This window comes from Candidatus Bathyarchaeota archaeon (assembly GCA_030739585.1).
Lineage (GTDB): Archaea > Thermoproteota > Bathyarchaeia > TCS64 > TCS64.
The window spans coordinates 217,952-236,827 of the sequence record JASLYX010000001.1 but is presented as its reverse complement, the minus strand read 5'-3'; the positions used below and the strand labels follow the sequence as shown (position 1 = coordinate 236,827).

At 51.9% G+C, this 18,876-nt stretch carries 18 protein-coding genes; 8 read left to right on the top strand and 10 right to left on the bottom strand.

Features of this window, described 5'->3' with window-relative positions; translation table 11 throughout:
* Positions 1-93: 93 nt before the first annotated feature.
* Together QGG23_01210 and QGG23_01205 are read left to right on the top strand one after the other, a co-directional pair.
* Positions 94-339, top strand: a complete 246-nt coding sequence (locus QGG23_01210; protein ID MDP6048056.1) for a hypothetical protein — start codon at positions 94-96, stop codon at positions 337-339.
* Positions 340-464: 125 nt separating this feature from the next.
* Positions 465-1,709, top strand: coding sequence for a TIGR00300 family protein (locus QGG23_01205; GenBank protein ID MDP6048055.1), 1,245 nt, complete (start codon positions 465-467; stop codon positions 1,707-1,709).
* A gap of 740 nt (positions 1,710-2,449) precedes the next feature.
* On the opposite strand, the gene QGG23_01200 is transcribed toward QGG23_01205, so the two are convergent.
* The 4 genes from QGG23_01200 to QGG23_01185 form a co-directional block, all read right to left on the bottom strand.
* Complete coding sequence (locus QGG23_01200; GenBank protein MDP6048054.1) at positions 2,450-3,322, bottom strand: DUF362 domain-containing protein; 873 nt, start codon at positions 3,320-3,322, stop codon at positions 2,450-2,452.
* Complete coding sequence (locus QGG23_01195; protein MDP6048053.1) at positions 3,319-4,326, bottom strand: Gfo/Idh/MocA family oxidoreductase; 1,008 nt, start codon at positions 4,324-4,326, stop codon at positions 3,319-3,321. The genes QGG23_01200 and QGG23_01195 overlap by 4 nt, the downstream gene beginning before the upstream one ends.
* 55 nt (positions 4,327-4,381) lie before the next feature.
* Positions 4,382-4,633: a hypothetical protein gene (locus QGG23_01190; GenBank protein MDP6048052.1), complete on the bottom strand. Its 252-nt coding sequence runs from the start codon at positions 4,631-4,633 to the stop codon at positions 4,382-4,384.
* Between the two features lie 84 nt (positions 4,634-4,717).
* The gene (locus QGG23_01185; GenBank protein MDP6048051.1) at positions 4,718-5,752 is read right to left on the bottom strand and encodes a flippase-like domain-containing protein; all 1,035 of its coding nucleotides are present in this window, start codon (positions 5,750-5,752) and stop codon (positions 4,718-4,720) included.
* A 469-nt stretch (positions 5,753-6,221) separates the two neighbouring features.
* Here QGG23_01185 and rimI point away from each other — a divergent pair, with 469 nt between their 5' ends.
* Genes rimI through QGG23_01170 form a run of 3 tightly spaced genes read left to right on the top strand, consistent with a single transcriptional unit; the run spans position 6,222 to position 8,576 of the window.
* On the top strand, positions 6,222-6,701 hold the full coding sequence (gene rimI / locus QGG23_01180) for a ribosomal protein S18-alanine N-acetyltransferase (protein MDP6048050.1): 480 nt from the start codon (positions 6,222-6,224) through the stop codon (positions 6,699-6,701).
* 57 nt (positions 6,702-6,758) lie between these two features.
* Entirely contained in the window at positions 6,759-7,802 is a 1,044-nt protein-coding gene (locus tag QGG23_01175) for an inositol-3-phosphate synthase (GenBank protein ID MDP6048049.1), read from the top strand.
* A gap of 15 nt (positions 7,803-7,817) precedes the next feature.
* Positions 7,818-8,576, top strand: a complete 759-nt coding sequence (locus QGG23_01170) for an ATP/GTP-binding protein (protein MDP6048048.1) — start codon at positions 7,818-7,820, stop codon at positions 8,574-8,576.
* A 195-nt stretch (positions 8,577-8,771) separates the two neighbouring features.
* Here the strand turns inward: QGG23_01170 and QGG23_01165 are convergent, their stop codons facing one another.
* On the bottom strand, positions 8,772-10,301 hold the full coding sequence (locus tag QGG23_01165; GenBank protein ID MDP6048047.1) for an acyl-CoA carboxylase subunit beta: 1,530 nt from the start codon (positions 10,299-10,301) through the stop codon (positions 8,772-8,774).
* A 407-nt stretch (positions 10,302-10,708) separates the two neighbouring features.
* On the opposite strand from QGG23_01165, the gene QGG23_01160 reads away from it, so the two are divergent.
* Positions 10,709-10,939: a hypothetical protein gene (locus tag QGG23_01160; GenBank protein ID MDP6048046.1), complete on the top strand. Its 231-nt coding sequence runs from the start codon at positions 10,709-10,711 to the stop codon at positions 10,937-10,939.
* 251 nt (positions 10,940-11,190) lie between these two features.
* On the top strand, positions 11,191-12,150 hold the full coding sequence (locus tag QGG23_01155) for a hydroxyacid dehydrogenase (GenBank protein ID MDP6048045.1): 960 nt from the start codon (positions 11,191-11,193) through the stop codon (positions 12,148-12,150).
* A 103-nt stretch (positions 12,151-12,253) separates the two neighbouring features.
* Here QGG23_01155 and QGG23_01150 read toward each other — a convergent pair whose 3' ends face one another.
* The gene (locus tag QGG23_01150) at positions 12,254-13,111 is read right to left on the bottom strand and encodes a thiamine pyrophosphate-dependent enzyme (protein MDP6048044.1); all 858 of its coding nucleotides are present in this window, start codon (positions 13,109-13,111) and stop codon (positions 12,254-12,256) included.
* Positions 13,111-14,856, bottom strand: a complete 1,746-nt coding sequence (locus tag QGG23_01145; GenBank protein ID MDP6048043.1) for a 2-oxoacid:acceptor oxidoreductase subunit alpha — start codon at positions 14,854-14,856, stop codon at positions 13,111-13,113. Before QGG23_01145 ends, QGG23_01150 begins: the two co-directional genes overlap by 1 nt.
* A 214-nt stretch (positions 14,857-15,070) precedes the next feature.
* Between QGG23_01145 and QGG23_01140 the strand changes: the two genes are divergently transcribed.
* Positions 15,071-15,274: a ferredoxin family protein gene (locus QGG23_01140; GenBank protein ID MDP6048042.1), complete on the top strand. Its 204-nt coding sequence runs from the start codon at positions 15,071-15,073 to the stop codon at positions 15,272-15,274.
* 56 nt (positions 15,275-15,330) lie between these two features.
* Here QGG23_01140 and QGG23_01135 read toward each other — a convergent pair whose 3' ends face one another.
* The 3 genes from QGG23_01135 to QGG23_01125 form a co-directional block, all read right to left on the bottom strand.
* The gene (locus tag QGG23_01135) at positions 15,331-16,044 is read right to left on the bottom strand and encodes a DUF47 family protein (GenBank protein ID MDP6048041.1); all 714 of its coding nucleotides are present in this window, start codon (positions 16,042-16,044) and stop codon (positions 15,331-15,333) included.
* Positions 16,045-16,472: 428 nt separating this feature from the next.
* Positions 16,473-17,141 carry a DUF47 family protein gene (locus QGG23_01130; GenBank protein ID MDP6048040.1) on the bottom strand — a complete coding sequence of 223 codons (669 nt, stop codon included), beginning with the start codon at positions 17,139-17,141 and terminating at the stop codon, positions 16,473-16,475.
* Positions 17,142-17,200: 59 nt separating this feature from the next.
* On the bottom strand, positions 17,201-18,382 hold the full coding sequence (locus QGG23_01125) for a hypothetical protein (protein ID MDP6048039.1): 1,182 nt from the start codon (positions 18,380-18,382) through the stop codon (positions 17,201-17,203).
* Positions 18,383-18,876: the final 494 nt, after the last annotated feature.

The window sequence follows — 18,876 nt, the reverse complement described above, 5'->3', positions numbered from 1 at the left end:
GAGATATTGAAGGATGATCTTATAGTCTGAAATCTGTGTCTTTTCCTGCGGTCGTTAATGACTTATTTGCTCTCCTCGCATGGTGATGAACCAATGCTAGGCGACCGAGGAATAAGGAGCCGATTGGGGGTGTTCTACGGATACTGGGTCCTCCTGATCAGCGTTATCCTCCACGCCCTCGGAGCTGGGGAGTTCTTCTACGAATCCGGTGACAGGCGGCGTGGTGTGCTGAAGGTCGTACGGGGATTGGCGTTGGTCATGATAGTCCTGTTCGGGCTTTCCCCATTTTTCTCCTTGGAAATCTACTGGATGCGGGCGATCCGATATTCCCGAGCGTGATCACCGCAATTTTCACCTGGCTGTATGTATTCACGCGTTTGAACATGTGATTCTGCCGTGGATATTCTTTATGAACCTGCAGATGGATACAGGGTTCGCGATGAAAACCGGAACAAGGGGTACTCTTGGGTATTACTGATGCGTTCTCCCAGTTGATCGAGGTTGAGGGACATCTCATCGACTCCATGATTCTGACAAAGATACTGGACGCCATCATGGACCTCCAGGGATCCTTCGAGATCCTTGAGTTCAACGTGGGGAAGCGGAAGGAGGATCAAAGCTACGCCCGGATCGATGTCTATGGGGAGAGTCAGGAGCATCTGGATTCGATACTGAGTAATGTCTTCCGCTTCGGGGCCACGGTTCCTGAGACCCTTGAGGTAAGCTACTCCCCAGCGCCCCGGGACATGGTGCTCCCCGACGACTTCTACTCCACCACCCATCACTCCACCTCTGTCTACATAGGCGGTCGCTGGGTAGAGGTTGAGGAACTCATGATGGACAAGCAAATAGTCGTGGATCCCATTACTGGAAGGGTCCGGTGTAAGCCTATCAGGCTGGTTGAGAAGGGGGATCTTGTGGTGACTGGGGAGCGGGGCATCCGAATAAGGCTCCCTGAGCGACCCCGGGAGGGCATGGGTATATTCGAGTTCATGACCAGCGATGCATCCTCCGAGAAACCCTCCACCCTGATAATCAAGAACATCGCCGAAGACCTCCGCAGGACCTCTGAGAGAGGCGGCAAGATCGTCGTGGTAGCGGGACCCGCAGTGGTCCACACTGGAGCCTCGCCTGCTCTCGCGAAGATGATCCAGATGGGCTACGTCGATGCCATCCTCGCGGGGAACGCTTTGGCTGTCCACGACGTGGAGTGTGCCCTTTTTGGCACGAGCCTCGGTGTTGAGCTGGGTCGTGTCTCCGGTAGGAGGGAGTCCAGGAACCATATCGCAGCGATCAACGAAGTGATGAAGGCGGGCTCCATGAAGCTCATGGTAGAGAAGGGGAAGCTTGACAAGGGCATCTTCTATCAGCTTATCGTGAACAATATTCCCTTTGCGCTGGCCAGCTCCATAAGGGACGACGGTCCCATCCCCGAGGTGATCCAGAGCTCCGTGGAGGCCCAGAGCCTGTACAGGGAGCTAGTAAGGGACGCCGACTATGTCGTGATGCTAGCCTCGACGCTCCACAGCATCGCTGTGGGGAACATGCTGAGCTCCCGGGTCAAGATCGCCTGCGTGGACATCAACCCCGCAGTGGTGACCAAGCTCAGCGACCGGGGTACAAGCCAGGCAATCGGCGTGGTGACCGACGTGGGCCCCTTCCTTTCCCTCCTTGTGGAGGCCCTCGAGAAAAGCCAAGCCCCCGCTTAGGGAGTTGTTCTCCCTCAGAATCCTTTCCTTGACGGGAAGGAGCTTCTGTAGGGGCTTGTGGGGCTCTGTCTGGTACCAGTAGGCGGTGCTGCTATAGTTGTCACTCCTGTGATTGGCGTGGCCGTGTTCGTAGATGGCTATCTTACAATGACGTAGATCTTCGACATAGAATAAAGATCGGTCGTACCGAATCTAAACGGGAAAAGGTTCCTTCTCCTGAAGACGTTGATTTGATATTACGTGGCGCTTCTCCTCGTCAGGATGTTTGTGTTTCGTTAGTTGCTTATGATGGGTTACGGACTGAAGTTCTTGGACAACCCCAGAGATATGATGGTTGAAGCTTGGAGCTTTTCCCGGTCTAAATATAGAAAAGTTGGAGTTTAGTGCCAGTTCCTACACAGATCTTTGTTAGTAGTCCGTTGAGTAAGATCAGTTTGCCATAGATTACTTTCATTCTGGAAATAGCGTGTGAGAAGATAATCGAGTATTTGAAAATTTCACTTAATTCCTATTTTGCACAAAGCAAGTAGGTCCCATATTTGCCGGCTACATATTTAACTATACGACAGCTACAAGTTCGCGTTCAACGTATTCTCGGTGTCCGCCATACTCCGCAATCTCGTTCTACTTTGTGAGGCCTATAGAAAACATAGGCGGCTTATCCATAACGTAGAAGCTCAGGTTCTTCAGTTGAGACTAAGCCTTTCAACGTCTCCGGTATTTTTTAAGCGCGTGGTGGTTTATCCCGGGAAGTAGACTTTCTTGATGGACCCAATAGACTTCAAAGAGGCCTTCAACGAGTAGGGCCTATCGAACTCGCAAACAAATCTCTGCCAGCTGTCCCCTAGAACTTCTGGATCCAATTCACCCAGCCCCATCTCATGAGATTTTATAATGTGGAGGATCTCATAGGGATCAAAACACATCAACCGCGCGCAGAAGGCGTCCACCGATACAGGATTTCGCCCCGCAATAACAATTCCCATCTCTCTGGGTGTCCCGATGATAGGCCCGTTGCCCTCCATCGCTACGAGACCGTCAACAACAATGAGGTCATGCCTCACGGTCTTGGCAAGGTATGGGAGGATCTCGTTAAGCCTTCTGTGGAGCACGCTCTTCTTCCTCCTCTGAAGGACCCCAAAAAGGTTCTTTATGCTGAGGGTAACTGAGACGTGGCCCTCGGTCTTGATCTTTGGGAGGTTCACAAAATAATCAGCGTCAAGAACAGTCCGGGGGAGCCGGAGCTTTTTACCCGCGACCTCATGGACCTCGTGATCGTCCCGGGTGAGGTTCATGAAGCTGATACTGAGATCATCCAGCTTATCCAGGAGCCCCGATCTGGCTGCCCGATTATCCGCGGTATCGGAGATGTTGTCAGACTCTACCACGGTGATGTTATCAGTTTCCTTTCTAACGAGACAGAGGACTGCCTCCAGAATGGCGAAGTCGGTTGTCACCATTCCGTAGGGGTTCTTAGCGTTGCAAAGGTTGGGCTTGACAACAACCCGTTCGCCGCCCTTGAGCCCCAGTCCGCCTATTAGATCAATAGATCTTGTCACAGCCTTCTGGATATCGTCTCCCGCCTCGACGAGAGAGACCCTTTCGCGGATCACTTTTTCTCCCCCTTTTCATCATTGGATAGGATCCTGACGACGTCCTCGAGGACACCCATCATCAGGATCTCGTCATCCACGGTGAACAAGGGCTCCGCATCACCCCTGACGGTGGAAACCAGATGCTCGTATTGACCCACAAAGGCGGGGTGCTTGAGTAGGATGAGGTCAAGGTACTGACCTAAGTTCATCCCGCCTATACGTTTGCTTCCTCTTTCGGTTTTTAAGGTCCCCCCTTGAGGGGCTTTCATGAGGTCGATTTGGATGGTACCTTCATCCCCTGAGACCTTAACCTTAAAGCCTGGGATGAGGCTGGTCCAGTTCATCTCCCCCCGGACCGTGACGCCGCTTCCGGTTGCCATAATGAGCCTGATGTTGTCCAGGACCTGGTATCTCCTCATATAGCCCTCGGCCTCGGCAACTTCAGAAACGGGGTCTGAGAGCACTTGGACCACTGAGAGGGCGTGGGGGAGTATATCCTCTACGAGGCCATAGGCTACTTTGGTCCTGAAATCAGTCTTGGATCCATAGCTCCAAAGGTTGTTGTCAAACTTGACGTCGATCTCTTGGAGGGCTCCTATCTCTCCTTTCTCGATCAGCTCCCTGGCTGTGATGAGGCAGGGTGTAAAAGCGTAGTTGTGAACTGGGAGAACCACCAGTCCCGTATTAGTCTGGGCCTCGCCAATCCTCTTGCAGCCCTCTAGGGTCTGGGCCAATGGCTTCTCACACAGGGCGTGTTTTCCGGCCTCAATAGCTTTAAGGACTAGGGTCTCGTGGAATCGGGGCGGGGTGTTAATGGCGACGACCTCTACATCGGGGTCTGTCAGAAGCTCCTCAGGAGAGGTGTAACCCTTCAAGGCACCCGCCTTCCCGCGGACGTTCTCCATTCGCTTCTGGTTTAAGTCTGCGACAGCCGTTACTGTGACATCCTCCACCTCCTTGATAGATTTGAGGTGGAACATGGTGGTTACTTTCCCGCAGCCGATGATACCCAGCCGGAGCATACCAACTCATTGGTGCTGGTTGAAGTTTATTAGTCTTCCAGAGCCGTCTCTGAGGTTAGAAAAGCTTAGCAAGGATAAACTCGCTCAGGGTGACTGGTTTCGTAAGGCTCCGGGGCTTTGGAGGGTTGTCTATACAGTAGAAGTGCTTCCAAACCAGGTACTTACTCATGGTCACCTCTTTCTTGAAGAGCTTGTGGAGGTAGACGTCAGCGCTCCCCATCCACTTCCTGCCTAGGAAACTCCCGGCAAAGGCCATGCCGAGAAGGTAGCTGCAGAATGCGATAAGTGTGTTGATGTACCATTCCATAATAAATTCACCTATATCTCTAGTGATATCGGAGTTGCTGGGAGTATATAAATCAATCTCTAGCGATATTCATAATTAAGGAAACTAACGGAGGTACTCCCCCAACCCCTCATGATAACCATAAAGGAAGCTCACTGTAGCCGCCAAAACCAGCTCCAGCCAATAAGTAGCAAGACGGGTCAGGAGGGAGATTGCCGAGGCCATGGACAGCGGAACACCAAGAACTACAAAGGCGCCAGTGAGACTCGCGTCGATGATCCCTAGGCCCCCGGGGATGAATATATTTAGCTGCTGGATGAACTCTATGAGGGCATATATAAGCACGATAACCCAGAAATCGATGGGCCAACCCAGGCTCAGGGCAATAAGATAGGCAGTTATCGCCCCGGTGCTCCAGTGGAACGCTACCATAAGGATCGACAAAAAGTTTTGGAGAGGATTTCTCTTCAAAATCCCTATGGCAGATTCGATCTCCCTCACAACGGATGGAAACCCTTCTTCATCATGACTATTATCTACGAGCCTGTCGAAGAGGTTCCTCTTAAGCCAGGCCGGGCTCCTCCTGTAGAACGTCAACAGAGTTATGGGGCTAAGAAAGAGGCCGTATATTATGCTGGAACTTAGGGCGAAGAGGATAACGAGAGCGATAAAGCCGGGACTTACGGGCATTGGTCCCCTCCAGAAGATAGTGACCATGAGGGAGGCAAAGGCGATGATGAGTCCGAAGCTGATGTTGTAATAGGCCTTGTGAACCACTACTGAGGTGATGGCCTTCCCAAAATCAGAGTTCTCCTTGTCCTTGACCATATAGGCTCGAATGACCTCGGTACCTACAGGGATAGGTATCAACCAGACCACAAAGAGGCTCAAAAACATCGCCTGCACCGCCTCCCAGAGCCCCACCCCTACCCCCAAGACCCGGAGCACAAGGTACCAGGATGCCGCGAGGAAAAACATCCCTAAGTAGTTAATTCCGAGGGCGAGTGTGAAGGCCCAGACATCGAAGCGCCCCACCTCCATAAGAACCTGGAACGGGTTGGTATAGGCAAGATAGGCTGCAAAGAGGATCAGTCCTATGGACGTGAGGAGTAGCCACCGTCGGCTCTTCAGTGCCCTCATTCTCACTATCAGAAAAAACTCTTCATCTATAAGAAGATAAGCTGATTGAGGCAATGGTTGAGATTCATCCTGGAATGACCATCAAAATTCAGGAGAAACCAAGCATTAACCTCAACTTTTATCGGATAGCACCTCGTCCGTCTCAATAATGGATTCAACGGAAATAATATGAATATGAAAAAGTCCGATTATATATTCATCTGTCACTATGGCACCTTTGATGACGCTAACGCCTCCAACATGAAATCTATTGGACAGCTCAGGTGAGCGACAGCTTCGCGTGCTTCACACCGCCATCTATCTTGGACTACCTTGTGAATTTTAACCCAAGCGATCTCCCCCTCCTCAAAGAGAGTATGATCGACTATTCCGATGAGATCTTAGTTCCCCATCATCAGGGGCTCCGCGAAATAGCTAAATGCCCTCAGAAGTCTTAAGGCGGCACCAAGACCCTAAAACAGTGATCGATTTGTCTTTAAAGCTCAGGCAATTTACTGAGAACGATCTCCTCGAGACCGCCAAAATCGAGACGGTCTCCTTTACTGATGCCTGGCCCAACACCTTCTTCACTTACAATCACGGAAAGGCCCCAGAGCTCTTCCTTGTCGCAGAGGATTCTGAGGGGCTGCTGGGATATGTGGTTGGAGAGCTCCGAGAGAAGATGTTCAGTGGCCGGAGATACATGTCAAAGATGGGACACATTCTCAATATCGCTGTGAATCCAAGGAGAAGAAGGAGGGGGGTTGGGACCAAGCTCATGGCTGAAATCGAGGCTAGGTTCCAAGAGGCCGAGGTAACACAAGTCACCCTTGAGGTTAGGGAATCCAACTTCGGCGCCCAAGGCTTCTACAGTAGCCTGGGCTTTAGTAAAATCAGGCGCGTCAAGGCGTACTACCCAAACGAGGACGCCATCGTAATGTGTAAGACCTTCAGCAGGGCCATCGGATAAGCACCTCCGTTAAATATTCGAGTCCTCCCCATATCATACTCAAGAAGGAGATCTTAAATGACAAAGATCAAGGTAGCCCTAGCAGGAGTGGGCAACTGCTGCTCGGCCCTCGTCCAAGGAATTCATCACTACAACAACGGGGAGGCGCAGGGGCTTCTCCACAAGACATTGGGAGGTTATACAGTCAACGACATTGAGCTCGTGGCGGCCTTTGACATCGACAGGAGGAAAGTGGGGCTAGACCTTGCAGATGCCATCATGAGTGACCCCAACAAGACCCCCCAGATCACAAAGATAAAGTGTTTAGGCATCGTGGTCCAGATGGGGATCATTGCGGACAGCCTTGAAAACAGCGGGGAAGGCCTACTAGACCCTTCGTACAGCAAGGATCCCGTAGACGTCGCGGGTGTACTTAGGGAGAGCGGGGCCAACGTCCTAGTGAATCTTATCTCCGGGAGTGCCCTGAAAGCATCTAGGCAATACGCCGAGGCAGCCCTAGAGGCGGAATGCGCCTTCCTAAACGCCGCGCCCTCCCCAATAGTTAATGATGATGAGATGGTAAAGAGATTCGTAGAAGCGGAGATCCCCATCGCGGGTGATGACCTCCTAGACCAAATTGGTGCAACTGTTACCCATATCGCGCTTTTGGAGTTCCTTCACTCCAGAGGCGCTACAATTGACGAGAGCTATCAACTCGATGTCGGGGGCGGAGCCGAGTCGGTGAATACCCTATGGAAAACTCGGAGACTCAAACGAGGCATCAAGACAACTGCCGTCGGGGGAAGCGTCCCCTATGACTTTCCCCTAGTCTCTGGCTCCACCGACTATGTTGACTTTCTTGGTAACAAGCGGGAGAGCTTTTTCTGGTTCAAGGGGAGCTATTTTGGAGGCACCCCATTCTCAATGGATGTGAAGCTCAACACTGTGGATGCCCCTAATGCGGGGGCCATCCTTCTGGACGTAGTAAGGGGGCTTAAGATCGCCTCGGATAAAGGTCTATCCGGTCCGATAAGCCCCATCTGCGCCTACGGCTTTAAGCGCCCCCAAAAGAGAAAGGGGCTCACCGAGGCCTACAGGATTTTCAGGGACTTTGCAAAATAGTGTGCGTGTGATACCATGTATCTTTTATTCGTCTTAGGGACCGCCGGCTCCGGGAAATCGGAGCTTACAGGGGTCTTCACCCGATGGCTCGAGTTCCAAGGGGAGAACGCGATGGCGGTAAACCTCGATCCCGGGGCAATATCCCTCCCCTACTCTGCGAACGTCAATGTCCGGGACTATATCCGGGTTGAAAGCCTAATGGAGGAATACTGTCTGGGCCCCAACGGGGGACTAATGCTAGCCTCGGAAATGATGCTGGAGATCGTAGATCAGCTCTCCTCGGACCTCGACGACTTTGGACCCGATATTGCGATCCTGGACACCCCGGGACAGATGGAAATGTTCGCATTCAGGGATGTAGGGGCCCGGATCGCCGAAGAGATCAGCGACGAGGGGAAGGGAATGATCTACCTCATCGACGCAGGGTTCAGCCGAGACCCACTGAACTACGTGATGAGCATGTTCCTAGCCTCTGCCATTAACACCCGGTTTCAACTGCCCCAGATCTCCGTCCTCTCCAAGGCTGACCTCCTTGGTGAGGAGCTCGAGGAGTTAGAGGCGTGGGGGGAGGACCCGATGCTCCTGGAGACAGCCATCGATAATCGGCTCACCGGAATGAACAGGCTTATGAGTCAGGACATGATAGAGATTATCAATAGACTCGGGGTCGAGTTCAACCCCATACCGGTCTCCACTAGGGGCAACCTAGGGTTCACTAGGCTCTACTCTGAGATGACACGGGTCTTCATGGCTGGGGAACCATTCACAACATGACTTGCTTTTCAAAGCGAATTTCCGATAGATATCCTCCCAGAAGACTCAAATTCTGTATTTTCGCGCGTGCGTGAAATGTAATAATAAACTGAGAAATTCTCGGTCTAGGACATCGCCATCTCTCCATGGCTGATAAGCCCTGGCCCCATTGACTCTAGAAAAATCTATGTCCGCGGTAAACTATCGTTTTTCGCATTAGACCGGCATGTTTCCGTGCTTACGGGGGGACTGAACCTTCATCCGCTTCTTTGAGAGCAATTCGAATGCAGCGATAGCTCTGGGCCTGATCTCTTCTGGCTCTATGATGTCGTCGATGAACCCAAGTTTCGCCGCCTGCGAGGGATTAGAGAACTCCTCCTGATACATTGTGATAAATTCACATCTTTTCTTGGGATCTGCCGCAATCTCCCTCCTGTAGACGATCTCCACCGCCCCCTCAGCTTCCATGACGGCGATCTCAGCCCCTGGCAGGGCGTAAACGAAGTCGGTCCCCAGATGCTTGCTCCCCAGGGCAATGTAGGCGCCCCCGTAGCTCTTTCCGAGGATTACCGTTACCTTGGGAACGGTAGCATCCGAGTATGCGTAGATCACTTTAGCCCCGTGGCGGATGATGCCCCCGTGCTCTTGGTCTAAGCTGGAGATGTAGTCAGGAACGTTCTGGAGGGTGAAAACTGGGAGGTTGAAGGCATCGCAGAGCCTCACGAAGCGGGATATCTTATCGGAGGAGTCAATGGTCATGGTCCGCGCCATAACTGAGGGCTGAGAAGCGATGATCCCAATGCTTTTTCCCCCGAGCCTCCCGAAGCCCACCACCGCATTCGTCGCGTAGGTAGACTGGATCTCGAAAAAGCTCCTCGCATCTGTTATGGCCTCAATAAGATGGTAGGTATCATAGACCTGGCATGATTCAACTGGGATGACACTCATAACATCCCTAGAGGGCTCTACTGATGGACCCCGCGGCGGGTCTTCGAGGTTGTTCGCAGGAAGATAGCTCAAGATCGCTCTGACGGACTCCACCGCCTCCGCCTCTGAGCTAAGAGTGAGGGAAGCCACTCCAGAAATGGATCCATGAACGTCGGCCCCTCCTAGGGTTTCAGAGTCCACATCCTCCCCAGTCACTCGCTTCACCACTCTAGGGCCGGTGATGAATGTAGTCGCGACACCCTGCACCATGAGGGTGAAGTCCATGAGGGCCGGGGAATAAGACGCGCCACCAGCCGTGGGCCCAGCGATCACAGCAATCTGGGGAATCACTCCCGAGGCCCGAACAATCCTCCTGAAGATCTCCCCATAACCCCCTAAGGAAGCTACCCCCTCCTGGATCCGGGCGCCCCCAGAGTCATGGAACCCGATTATTGGCGCGCCGTTCCGGATGGCGAGATCAAGGACTCGGCAAATCTTCTCTGCATGGACCGCCCCGAGGCTCCCCCCCATAAAACCAAAGTCCTGAGAGTAAACGTAGACCAGTTTCGCATCCAGGGTGCCAGATCCGGTGACCACGCCGTCTCCAAGCCACCTCCTTTTGTCCATCCCAAAGGCTATGGCCCGATGCTTCAAATAGGGATCAAGCTCCACAAAGGTTCCTTCATCCAGGAGAATAGTTATCCGCTCCCTCGCTGTGAGCTTACCCTTTGCATGTTGGCGCTCCGCAGAGGCCTTCTCCTGCCTTCTGTTCTCCGCTCTATGATCAATTTTGTCTTCGGAAGGTTGGTCTCTGCTCAATAAAGTTCCCACAGGGACATCTATGAAGGGTACCGTAAACTATTAATCTCTTCCCCAACCCAATCAGCGTTTTTTATATCCCCTAGAATACAGGCATTCAAAGTGATTAAGTGTAACCAACAGATACATCGTGAGAACAGGGCAGCCTAACTGAGTCATAATCACGAGGGTTAAACCTGAGGGCACCCTCCTCCGCAGCCTCCAAAAAATCGCGGTCGAGGAGGGGATCACGTTAAGAGTTGCTCTCGCTGGTGCAGGTCTCCTGAAGCAAATTAGGCCAAGAAACTGCAAGAAGTTCCCCATGGATTACCCAATATTAGACGTCAATGGGTCCTTCATCTCATTTTGGAAACCCCTAGAGATCCTATCTATCTCCGGGAACGTCACACTAGTTAAAGGAGAGCCCCTTGTCCAAGCCCATCTCCACCCTCTCCTCTGGCCAAGGGGACGAGATCAGCGTCATCGGGGACCACATTATTTGGGGATACTTGGTCTTTTGGTTCTTGGAGTTCGCTATAATGGAGATGGCGGAGGAATACTTTTTCGGGAGGGCAACCGCCGAGGCAAAGTTCATGCGAGTCGTCAAGAGAACCAGACGGTTTAGGCCCAATATCACTAAGGTCTCCATCAGAATTTAGCGATCCCAGCTAAGGGGAGAAAAAACCCGTTACGAACTCACAGGACGGGCCCTGGGCCAGGCGGATCAGGTCAACACTGAGGCCGGGGCTTGGGACCTCCTTGAGGCCTTTGATGTGCTTTCTATTCGTCTAGGGGAGGCCATCCATAGGAGCAAGTCCGAAACCCCAGAGAGCCTCAGACGGAGAAAGTCAAGGCATTACAGCCATGATCACCTTTTTACCGTGGTGAGAATGATCAAAGGAAGACTCCCATGCCAGCGCACAAAGTCATAGTAACTGAGCCCATCCATAAAGCAGGCATCAAGCTCCTGGAGAGCAAGGGAGTTGAGGTCGTTCAGCTCCCGCCAAGCTCCAACGAGGAGACCCTCAAGGCCGAAGCCCCATGGGCAGCCGCCCTCATCACCCGTGGAGGAATCAAAGTCACCCGGGGATTTATGGAGTCCGCTCCGCTGCTGAAAGCGGTGGGGGTCCATGGTATAGGCTGCGATCACGTCGACCTTGAGTCCGCTAAAGACCTGGGTAAAATTGTTCTGAACACCCCCTTCGCCCTCTCCGAATCCGTTGCTGAGATGGCCGTCGCCTTGCTCTTCGCTCTATCTAGGCGGATAGTAAGTGCTGACAAGGCTGTTAGGGCAGGAGAATGGCACAGAAAATATAGTGACCTGTGGGGGATAGAAGTCATGGGAAAGACAGTGGGGATCGTTGGTCTCGGTAAGATTGGGGCTGCAACGGCGAGGAGACTGAAATCCTTTGAGGTAGAACTCCTGTACCACTCCCGAACGAGGAAGCCTGATCTAGAGCAGGAGATTTGCATCGAGTACGCTACCCTCGATTCCCTCATCGAGCGGAGCGACATCATTAGCCTCAGCCTCCCCTACACCAGGGAGACCCACCACCTCATCGACGCGAGACGAATAGCTGCGATGAAAGACGGCGTCTATATTGTAAACACCGCAAGGGGCCAGATCATCGACCAAGTGGCGCTTATCGCGGCGTTGAACAACGGGAAGATTGCAGGGGCGGGGCTCGATGTCTTTGCGGAGGAGCCCTTGGATCCTAGAAACCCCTTGGTTTCCATGGATAATGTTGTCCTCACTCCCCATCTAGCAGCTAGCAGCGAGGAGGCCATGAAAAGAATGGCGGTCCAGGTGGCTGAGGGCGTCCTCAAGGTGCTGAAAGGGGAGACCCCGGACTATCCAGTAAGCGGATGAGGAAACCTAAACCAGATCGTCGGATCTGCCAAAATGTTTTACAAACATATCAGGTTCTGAACTTCCGAACAAGCTCTATCAAGGAGTCTAGCGCTTGCCTTAATCAGGTGAACTCGGAGATCAGCTTGGAGACTATCCCTCCGTCTGGTCTCTTCCGGACCATGGGCTTCCCGGCAAGCACAGGGAAGTTATCCCCGTACGTGGGGCGCTCCACCCTGTAGAAGACCCCTATCGGAATCCGTTTGGACCATTCTTCCGCCCGTTTGTAGGCGACTTGGAGGTCAGTGGGATCGTGGCCGCTCTCCCCGAGTTTGTAGATCCTTTCATTATAGAATTGGTAGGTATTGATGCGGTTCCACGCTATACAGGGCTGAAGAATGTCCACGAGGGCGAAGCCCCTGAACCTAAGTGCCTCCTCTACGAGGTCCACGAGATGATCCATCTCCCCGACATAGCCACGGGCGACGAAGCTGGCGTTGCTTGCGAGGGCCGTAGAGATGGGGTTAATGGCCTCTTCAAACGCGCCTTTCGGGGAGGTTTTGGTGATATGGCCAGGCGTGGTGGTTGGGCTGGTCTGTCCTGTGGTGAGGCCGTATATGAGATTGTTATGAACTAGAAGGGTGATGTTCGGATTCCTACGGGCGGCATGAGGAAAGTGCCCCATTCCGATCCCGTAAGCGTCCCCATCCCCAGCGAAGCCAACTACCGTCTGAGCCTTGTTAGCGAGCTTGATTGCGGTGGCAACGGGGAGGACCCTGCCGTGGATGACATGAAAACCGTTGACGGCGAAGTAGTTAGTAGTCTTTCCGTGGCATCCTATCCCCGTCACCGCGGTAATCTGATCCTGGCGGAGCCTGAGCCGTGCGATAGCCCTCTTTACGCCGTTGAGGAGGCCAAAGTTACCGCAACCAGGGCACCAATAATTCTTCTGACCGGTGTCTAGCTCTCGTATCGAAGCCATCAAATCAACTTCCTTGCCTCGGCGGTGATCTCCCTTGGATTGAAGGGCCGCCCATTATACTTGGCGTAGGTCATATCGAACCCATGGCCAGTGTGCTCCCTGATGAGCCTCCCGAGTTGGTTTGTGATGTTAGTCTCCAGTAACATGGATCTACCTCGGCCCTCCATCGCTTTATTGAACGCCTCTGCAGGAAAGGGCTCCATGTAAACAATCTGGATAAATCTCGCATTGATCCCTTCCCTCTTTAGGAGCCCGAGTGCCTCAAGAGTAGGCCCTTTCGTGGACCCCCAGCCTATGAGGGTCACATCGGAGTCGACCTCCCCGAACACCTTCACAGGGTCAAGTCCGTTAATATCATCAACAAGGTGTCTTCTCTTCCTAAAGCGTTTGTCTGCCATGGCCACTACCCTTACGGGATCAACGGTTGTAAACCCATATTCATCGTGCTCATTCCCGTTAGCAAGCATTGTAGCCCCCTGAGTTCCCAATATGACCTTGGGGGAGACTCCGCTCTCTGTGATCTCGTATCGTTTATACTTCTCCCCTTTCCATTTGTTGATAAGTCCTCCCCGCTCGATCTCAATATTTCCTGAGTCAAATGGATATGTAGACTTGTGGCTCTCTAAGAGATATTTGTCTCCGAGGATTATAGCAGGAATTTGATATTTCTCGGCGAGGTTAAAGACCTCCACGGTGCGGGTGAAGCAGTCGTCAACGTCACCTGGGGCGACGACAACTCTGGGGAATTCTCCATGGGAGGAGTGGATCGCGAAGAGGAGGTCGGCCTGAGCAGTATATGTGGGCATCCCAGTGCTGGGGCCTGGGCGCTGCCCAAGCATGACCACAATGGGAGTCTCGGTGGCCCCGGCAAGGCCAAATCCCTCGGTCATGAGGCAGAATCCTCCCCCAGATGTCCCAGTCATCGACCTTAGCCCTGCGTATGCGGCTCCTACAGCCATTGTGACCGCTGCTATCTCACTTTCAGCCTGAAGGACAACCATTTCAGCCTCCTGTTCCTTGGAGATGAAGTAGTGGAGAAGTCCGCTAGCTGGCGTCATCGGATAAGCCGAGTAGAACGAGCATCCGGCCCCAATCGCCCCGAGGGCAATTGCCTCGCCTCCCGTCACCATTATCCGGCTGGTGCTCGACTCCTCGGCTTTCAATCCTCCGTTGAACTTGTGGTACTCCCTTGCATAATTATGTCCCATCCGGATTGCCCTCACGTTGGACTCTACCACGTTCGGTCTCCCGGTGAAGACCTCAGTGATCACCCCCTCTAGGGGTCCTGAGTCGAGTCCCAAGTAGGCTATAGCGGCGCCCATGGCAACCGAGTTCCTCATGATAATAGGTCCACCGATCTCTTTGACGATTTCTGTCAGGGGTATCGGGAAGAGTCTAACACCTTCCCGAGATAACTCCCCCTCCCCGAAATCGATGTTCTCATCGTAGATGACCCCTCCCCCTTTTTGAATCTCATGACGGTTCAGGAGCGCCGTCTCTTTGTTAAGGGCTATGACGATGTCAATCAAGTCATCCTGGGCGTATACCTCCTTCTTGGAGACCGTGAGGGTGTAGGAGTTGTGCCCACCACGGACGATTGATGGAAATTCATTGGCCCCGAAGACGTTGAGTCCAGCCCTGGTGAGAGCCAGCCCAAGGACAGAGCCTCCCCTGGTGATCCCCTGTCCTGCCTCCCCCCCGATGCGAAACGTTACTCTATTCTTTAATTTCTGTGGAAAGCCCAACAACAGTCTTCTAACCTATCCAATTAAATCGGTAGCCTATATGGGTGAATATCTTTAACTCCGCTCAATAAGCTTGTATTTAAAAGAAATTTAAAATTCATCACCACTTATTTCGAATATACTCCTGGAAAAAACTATATTGGGTAATTGAAAAAATTGAAAAGATTTAAAGACTGCGAAAAATACTCTTCTTCGACCACTAGCGGTGTAAAAAATGGTTAGAGTTATCGTGGACCGAAACCTTTGTAACGGAGACTGCATCTGTGCGGATATTTGCCCTATGAATGTCTTCGACATACTGCCTTCAGCAGAACATAATAATGAAGACAAATCGTTCGCTCCGCGCGAAGAGGATTGCATCCAGTGCATGGCATGCGTCAGTGCTTGCCCCACCCAGGCTATCATCGTCGAAGATTGATCCTGAAACCTTAAGGGGCATACTTTTTCTTTTTATATTTTCTTGCCAGAGATTGCTTACTGGATCCTGACGGCTATAGCCCTCACGATGTCGGCGGTGTTCTCACACCAATCCGCTATAGTCTCCAGGGCGTTAAGGAACATGTTGAGCAGGATGAGGGATCCCGTGCTGAAATCGGTGAACTCCATTATAGCCAAGTATCCCCTGGCAATGCTGTATAGTTCGTCCAGATCCTCCTCGAGGAGTTCCACTTGGTTTGCGAGGTTGAGGGCCTCCTTGTGATTGTTGGCGTGGAGCTCGTGTATACACTTTGCAAGGACGGTGACACAGTCTAGGTTCGCCCTGCACATATCCTGGGCGGCCTTTTTCATCGCCTGAGGGCTCTTCCTAAAGGGGATGACGATCAGTATCCTGCCAGCCTCCTTAGACCAGTCCGCGATCCAGTCAACCGCCCTGACGAGCTCCATGAGGTCCTCCCTCTCCTCAGGAAACATCTCCCCCTTGGTAAGCTCCTGCACCATCTGACGCCTCAGGTCATCGGCCTCCATCTCGAGAGCTGATAGACTGTTATAGAGCCGCTTGGTGTCTTCCCCATCTTCGCTCGCCGACTCCACAAGTTTGTAGAGACTACTGACAGCGTTCTTGGTGAGCTCAAGGTGATCCTCCACCATTTTGAGAACGTCCTCCCCCCGCTTAGGAGTTATCCATCCTAATAGTCTCCTTGTACTTTGAATCTTAAATTGAAGGAAGCTGGATAAACGTGGACTCAATCAATACCCTCCTTTACAGCATTATCAGGGTCCATCAGTACAGCCTCATTATTAATTTTAACAATCGATTAAATATTTACCTATTCAGATCCCAATATTAGAAGATATACACTAACATTACAAAGTTAGGTAAAAATGAAATATCACGATGAAGGTCAATGACAGCCTCCCAGAGTCGGGGATATGGTCCACGCATCAAATCACTAGTCTGCTCGCGCAGTCTGCTTGTGCCCCTGACAAAGAAACGATAATTTCGGTTAGGGTCTCCACTATTAAAGTGGCTGAGGAAGTTCTAGAGAAGATACTGAGGATGGCGATGATGAAGACCAGAGTATATTACGGTTGGCGCTTAAATAGGCCTATTGGTTTAGCGAGAAGAATAAGAGACATCCCACAACTTGTAACAATAAGTGATAAAACCCTAAGGCTTACTGGATCCTCACAGCAATTGCACGAACGACATCAACGGTGTTTTCGCACCAATCAGCCACCGTTTCAAGGGCGTCGAAAAACTCGTTGAGGAGTAACAACGCGCCGCGGCTAAAGTCTGGAAACTCCAGGGTGGCAATACTTATTCTTGCCTGGCTGTAGAGATCGTCAATGTCCTCCTCGAGGAGCTCGACCTGGTCCGCTAGGGCTATGGCTTTGAGTCCATCCTCAGACAGGATGCTAATGCATTCCGCCAGAATGTCTACGCTCGTGATGAGGCCCTTGCTCATCTCAAGGGCCTTTTGTCTCACCTCCTCGGGGGACTTATCGAAAGGGATGATGAGCAAGATCCTCCCCGCCTCCCTGGACCAGTCAGCTACCCAGTCCACGGACCTCACTAACTCCATAAGATCCTCCCGCTCTGAGGGAAAAATGTCTCTCTCAGTGAGTCTTACGATCATTCCCCTGCGAAGCTCATCCGCCCTCTTCTCGAAGTCCGACACCTTATTGTAGATCGTCTTCTTGCTGGAAGAGTCAACACCCGCGGCGCTCACCATTTCGTACAGGGAGTAGACAGCGTTCTTGGTGAGAGTCAGGTGTTCCCTGACCATATCTAGGACTATCTGGTTCCTATAGTCTCCGAACCATCTTCTCAGGCGTTCACTCATACTCAGTTCTCCTCGTTTTCCCGTCTACAATAAAAGCTTTGACCATTATTTCAGATTCATCACACGATATAGATGAGCACAATGGGAAGCAGGAAGAATAGTACAATGACCCAGATAACGAGTCTAATAGCGGCGTTCTCATTGGTCTGGATAATAGCCCCTATCCACTCTGCGATCCTCACGGGAACAAAGCGCAAAGGAGACACCAGCCATAGCAACAGAGCAACTATGTTGAGCATAACGTGGGCCAACCCTAGCATTACCCCCACCATCCCCCCAGCGAGGTATCCGTAGATCTGGGATAGATCCACTGTGGTCCCCATATTGCACCCACACAGGTATGGGTAAGCCTTCTTGAGATCTACCACCTTCGTCGCCAAGAAAGGAATGATCAAGGAGGTCCCAATGCTACTACTACCCACAAGCCAGGTGATAGAGAATCCTGTAAAGAAGCTCCTCGCGGGGCTATTGAAGGCCATCTTAATCTTTTCCTCCCAGTCCGTCTGAATAAGGTTCTCAAGACCCTTGGTAATGAGCCCCATGGAGAAAATGATGGTCAGGAACCAGAAGACGAACAGGACAACACCACCGATTCTCTGCCCTGTAAAATCCACAATGAGGTTTTTCAGGGGATTGATTAAAGGCTCCTTGATGACGATGTCGATGATGGTCTTGTCGAAGGAGGCAAGGACCGCTTTAAGCCCCAGGGAGCTTGAGAGATATTCGCCAATCCTGAGTGTGGTCTTACTGATAGCCCCCGTGGTCATCTCTAAAATGAAAAAGATACCAATGGTAAGGGCCTCGTAGACGTCGTCGACGATGACCCCAGGGATGGTGTCCCCGAACTCATTCATGGTCATCCCCCGCCTCACACCGAAGATCACGATGGTATTGGTAACCGTGGTCCCGATGTTTGCGCCCAGCACCATGGGGACCCCGAACCTCATGGCGTCCACCATGGGGAGGCCGCTCGCCACCATTCCAGACATAGATACCATAGTCGCTGCTATCACGGCGCTACTGCTCTGGACCAAGGCTGTGCTCAGGATCCCAATTGCAAGCCCCGTGAGAGGGGCAGTGTTGTCCGTGATCATTGTGAGGATACTCTTCTGCCACTCGAAGAAGATGAGCTTGAAACCGCTCTTTACCCCCTCTAAGGAGGAGATGAAGAGAAAGATACCGAAAACCAGGACAATAAGGAGACGCACCTTCCTGCTGGAGGGGATAGGAACTTCGTCCAAGTCCAAACCTCTCCTGGACATCCACTATGCACATCCATGGGCTTGGTTTGGGAGTTGCATAGCAGCCACCAATAAAGAAAATACACCAATGTATCGAATTATATAGGGGGATATCCCCCTAGAAACAGGCCTCAAGTGTATCCCTTAAATCGCTGAGTTATAGAATAAAAAGCTAATTTCTATATAATATATAGACTATATCCGACTCTAAATATATCCTCGGGCGGGCCAAAGATCAGGTTTCCAAGTCGAATCCCCCCAGCATTAATCGCGGTCTGGACAGCAAGAGGATACACACATTGCCTAAACTACCTGGAACCTTTTACGCCTTGGTAATACGTTCCCCGTGATGATATCCCTGGGATCACCTCTCTATATCTCTTCAACGCTTTTGAGGAGAACATGGTGAAGAGGAAGCAGGAGTCCTATTATCAGCTTATGTCATGTGGATGAGGATGAAGACAACACGATTTTTTAATAGGTTAGATATATGC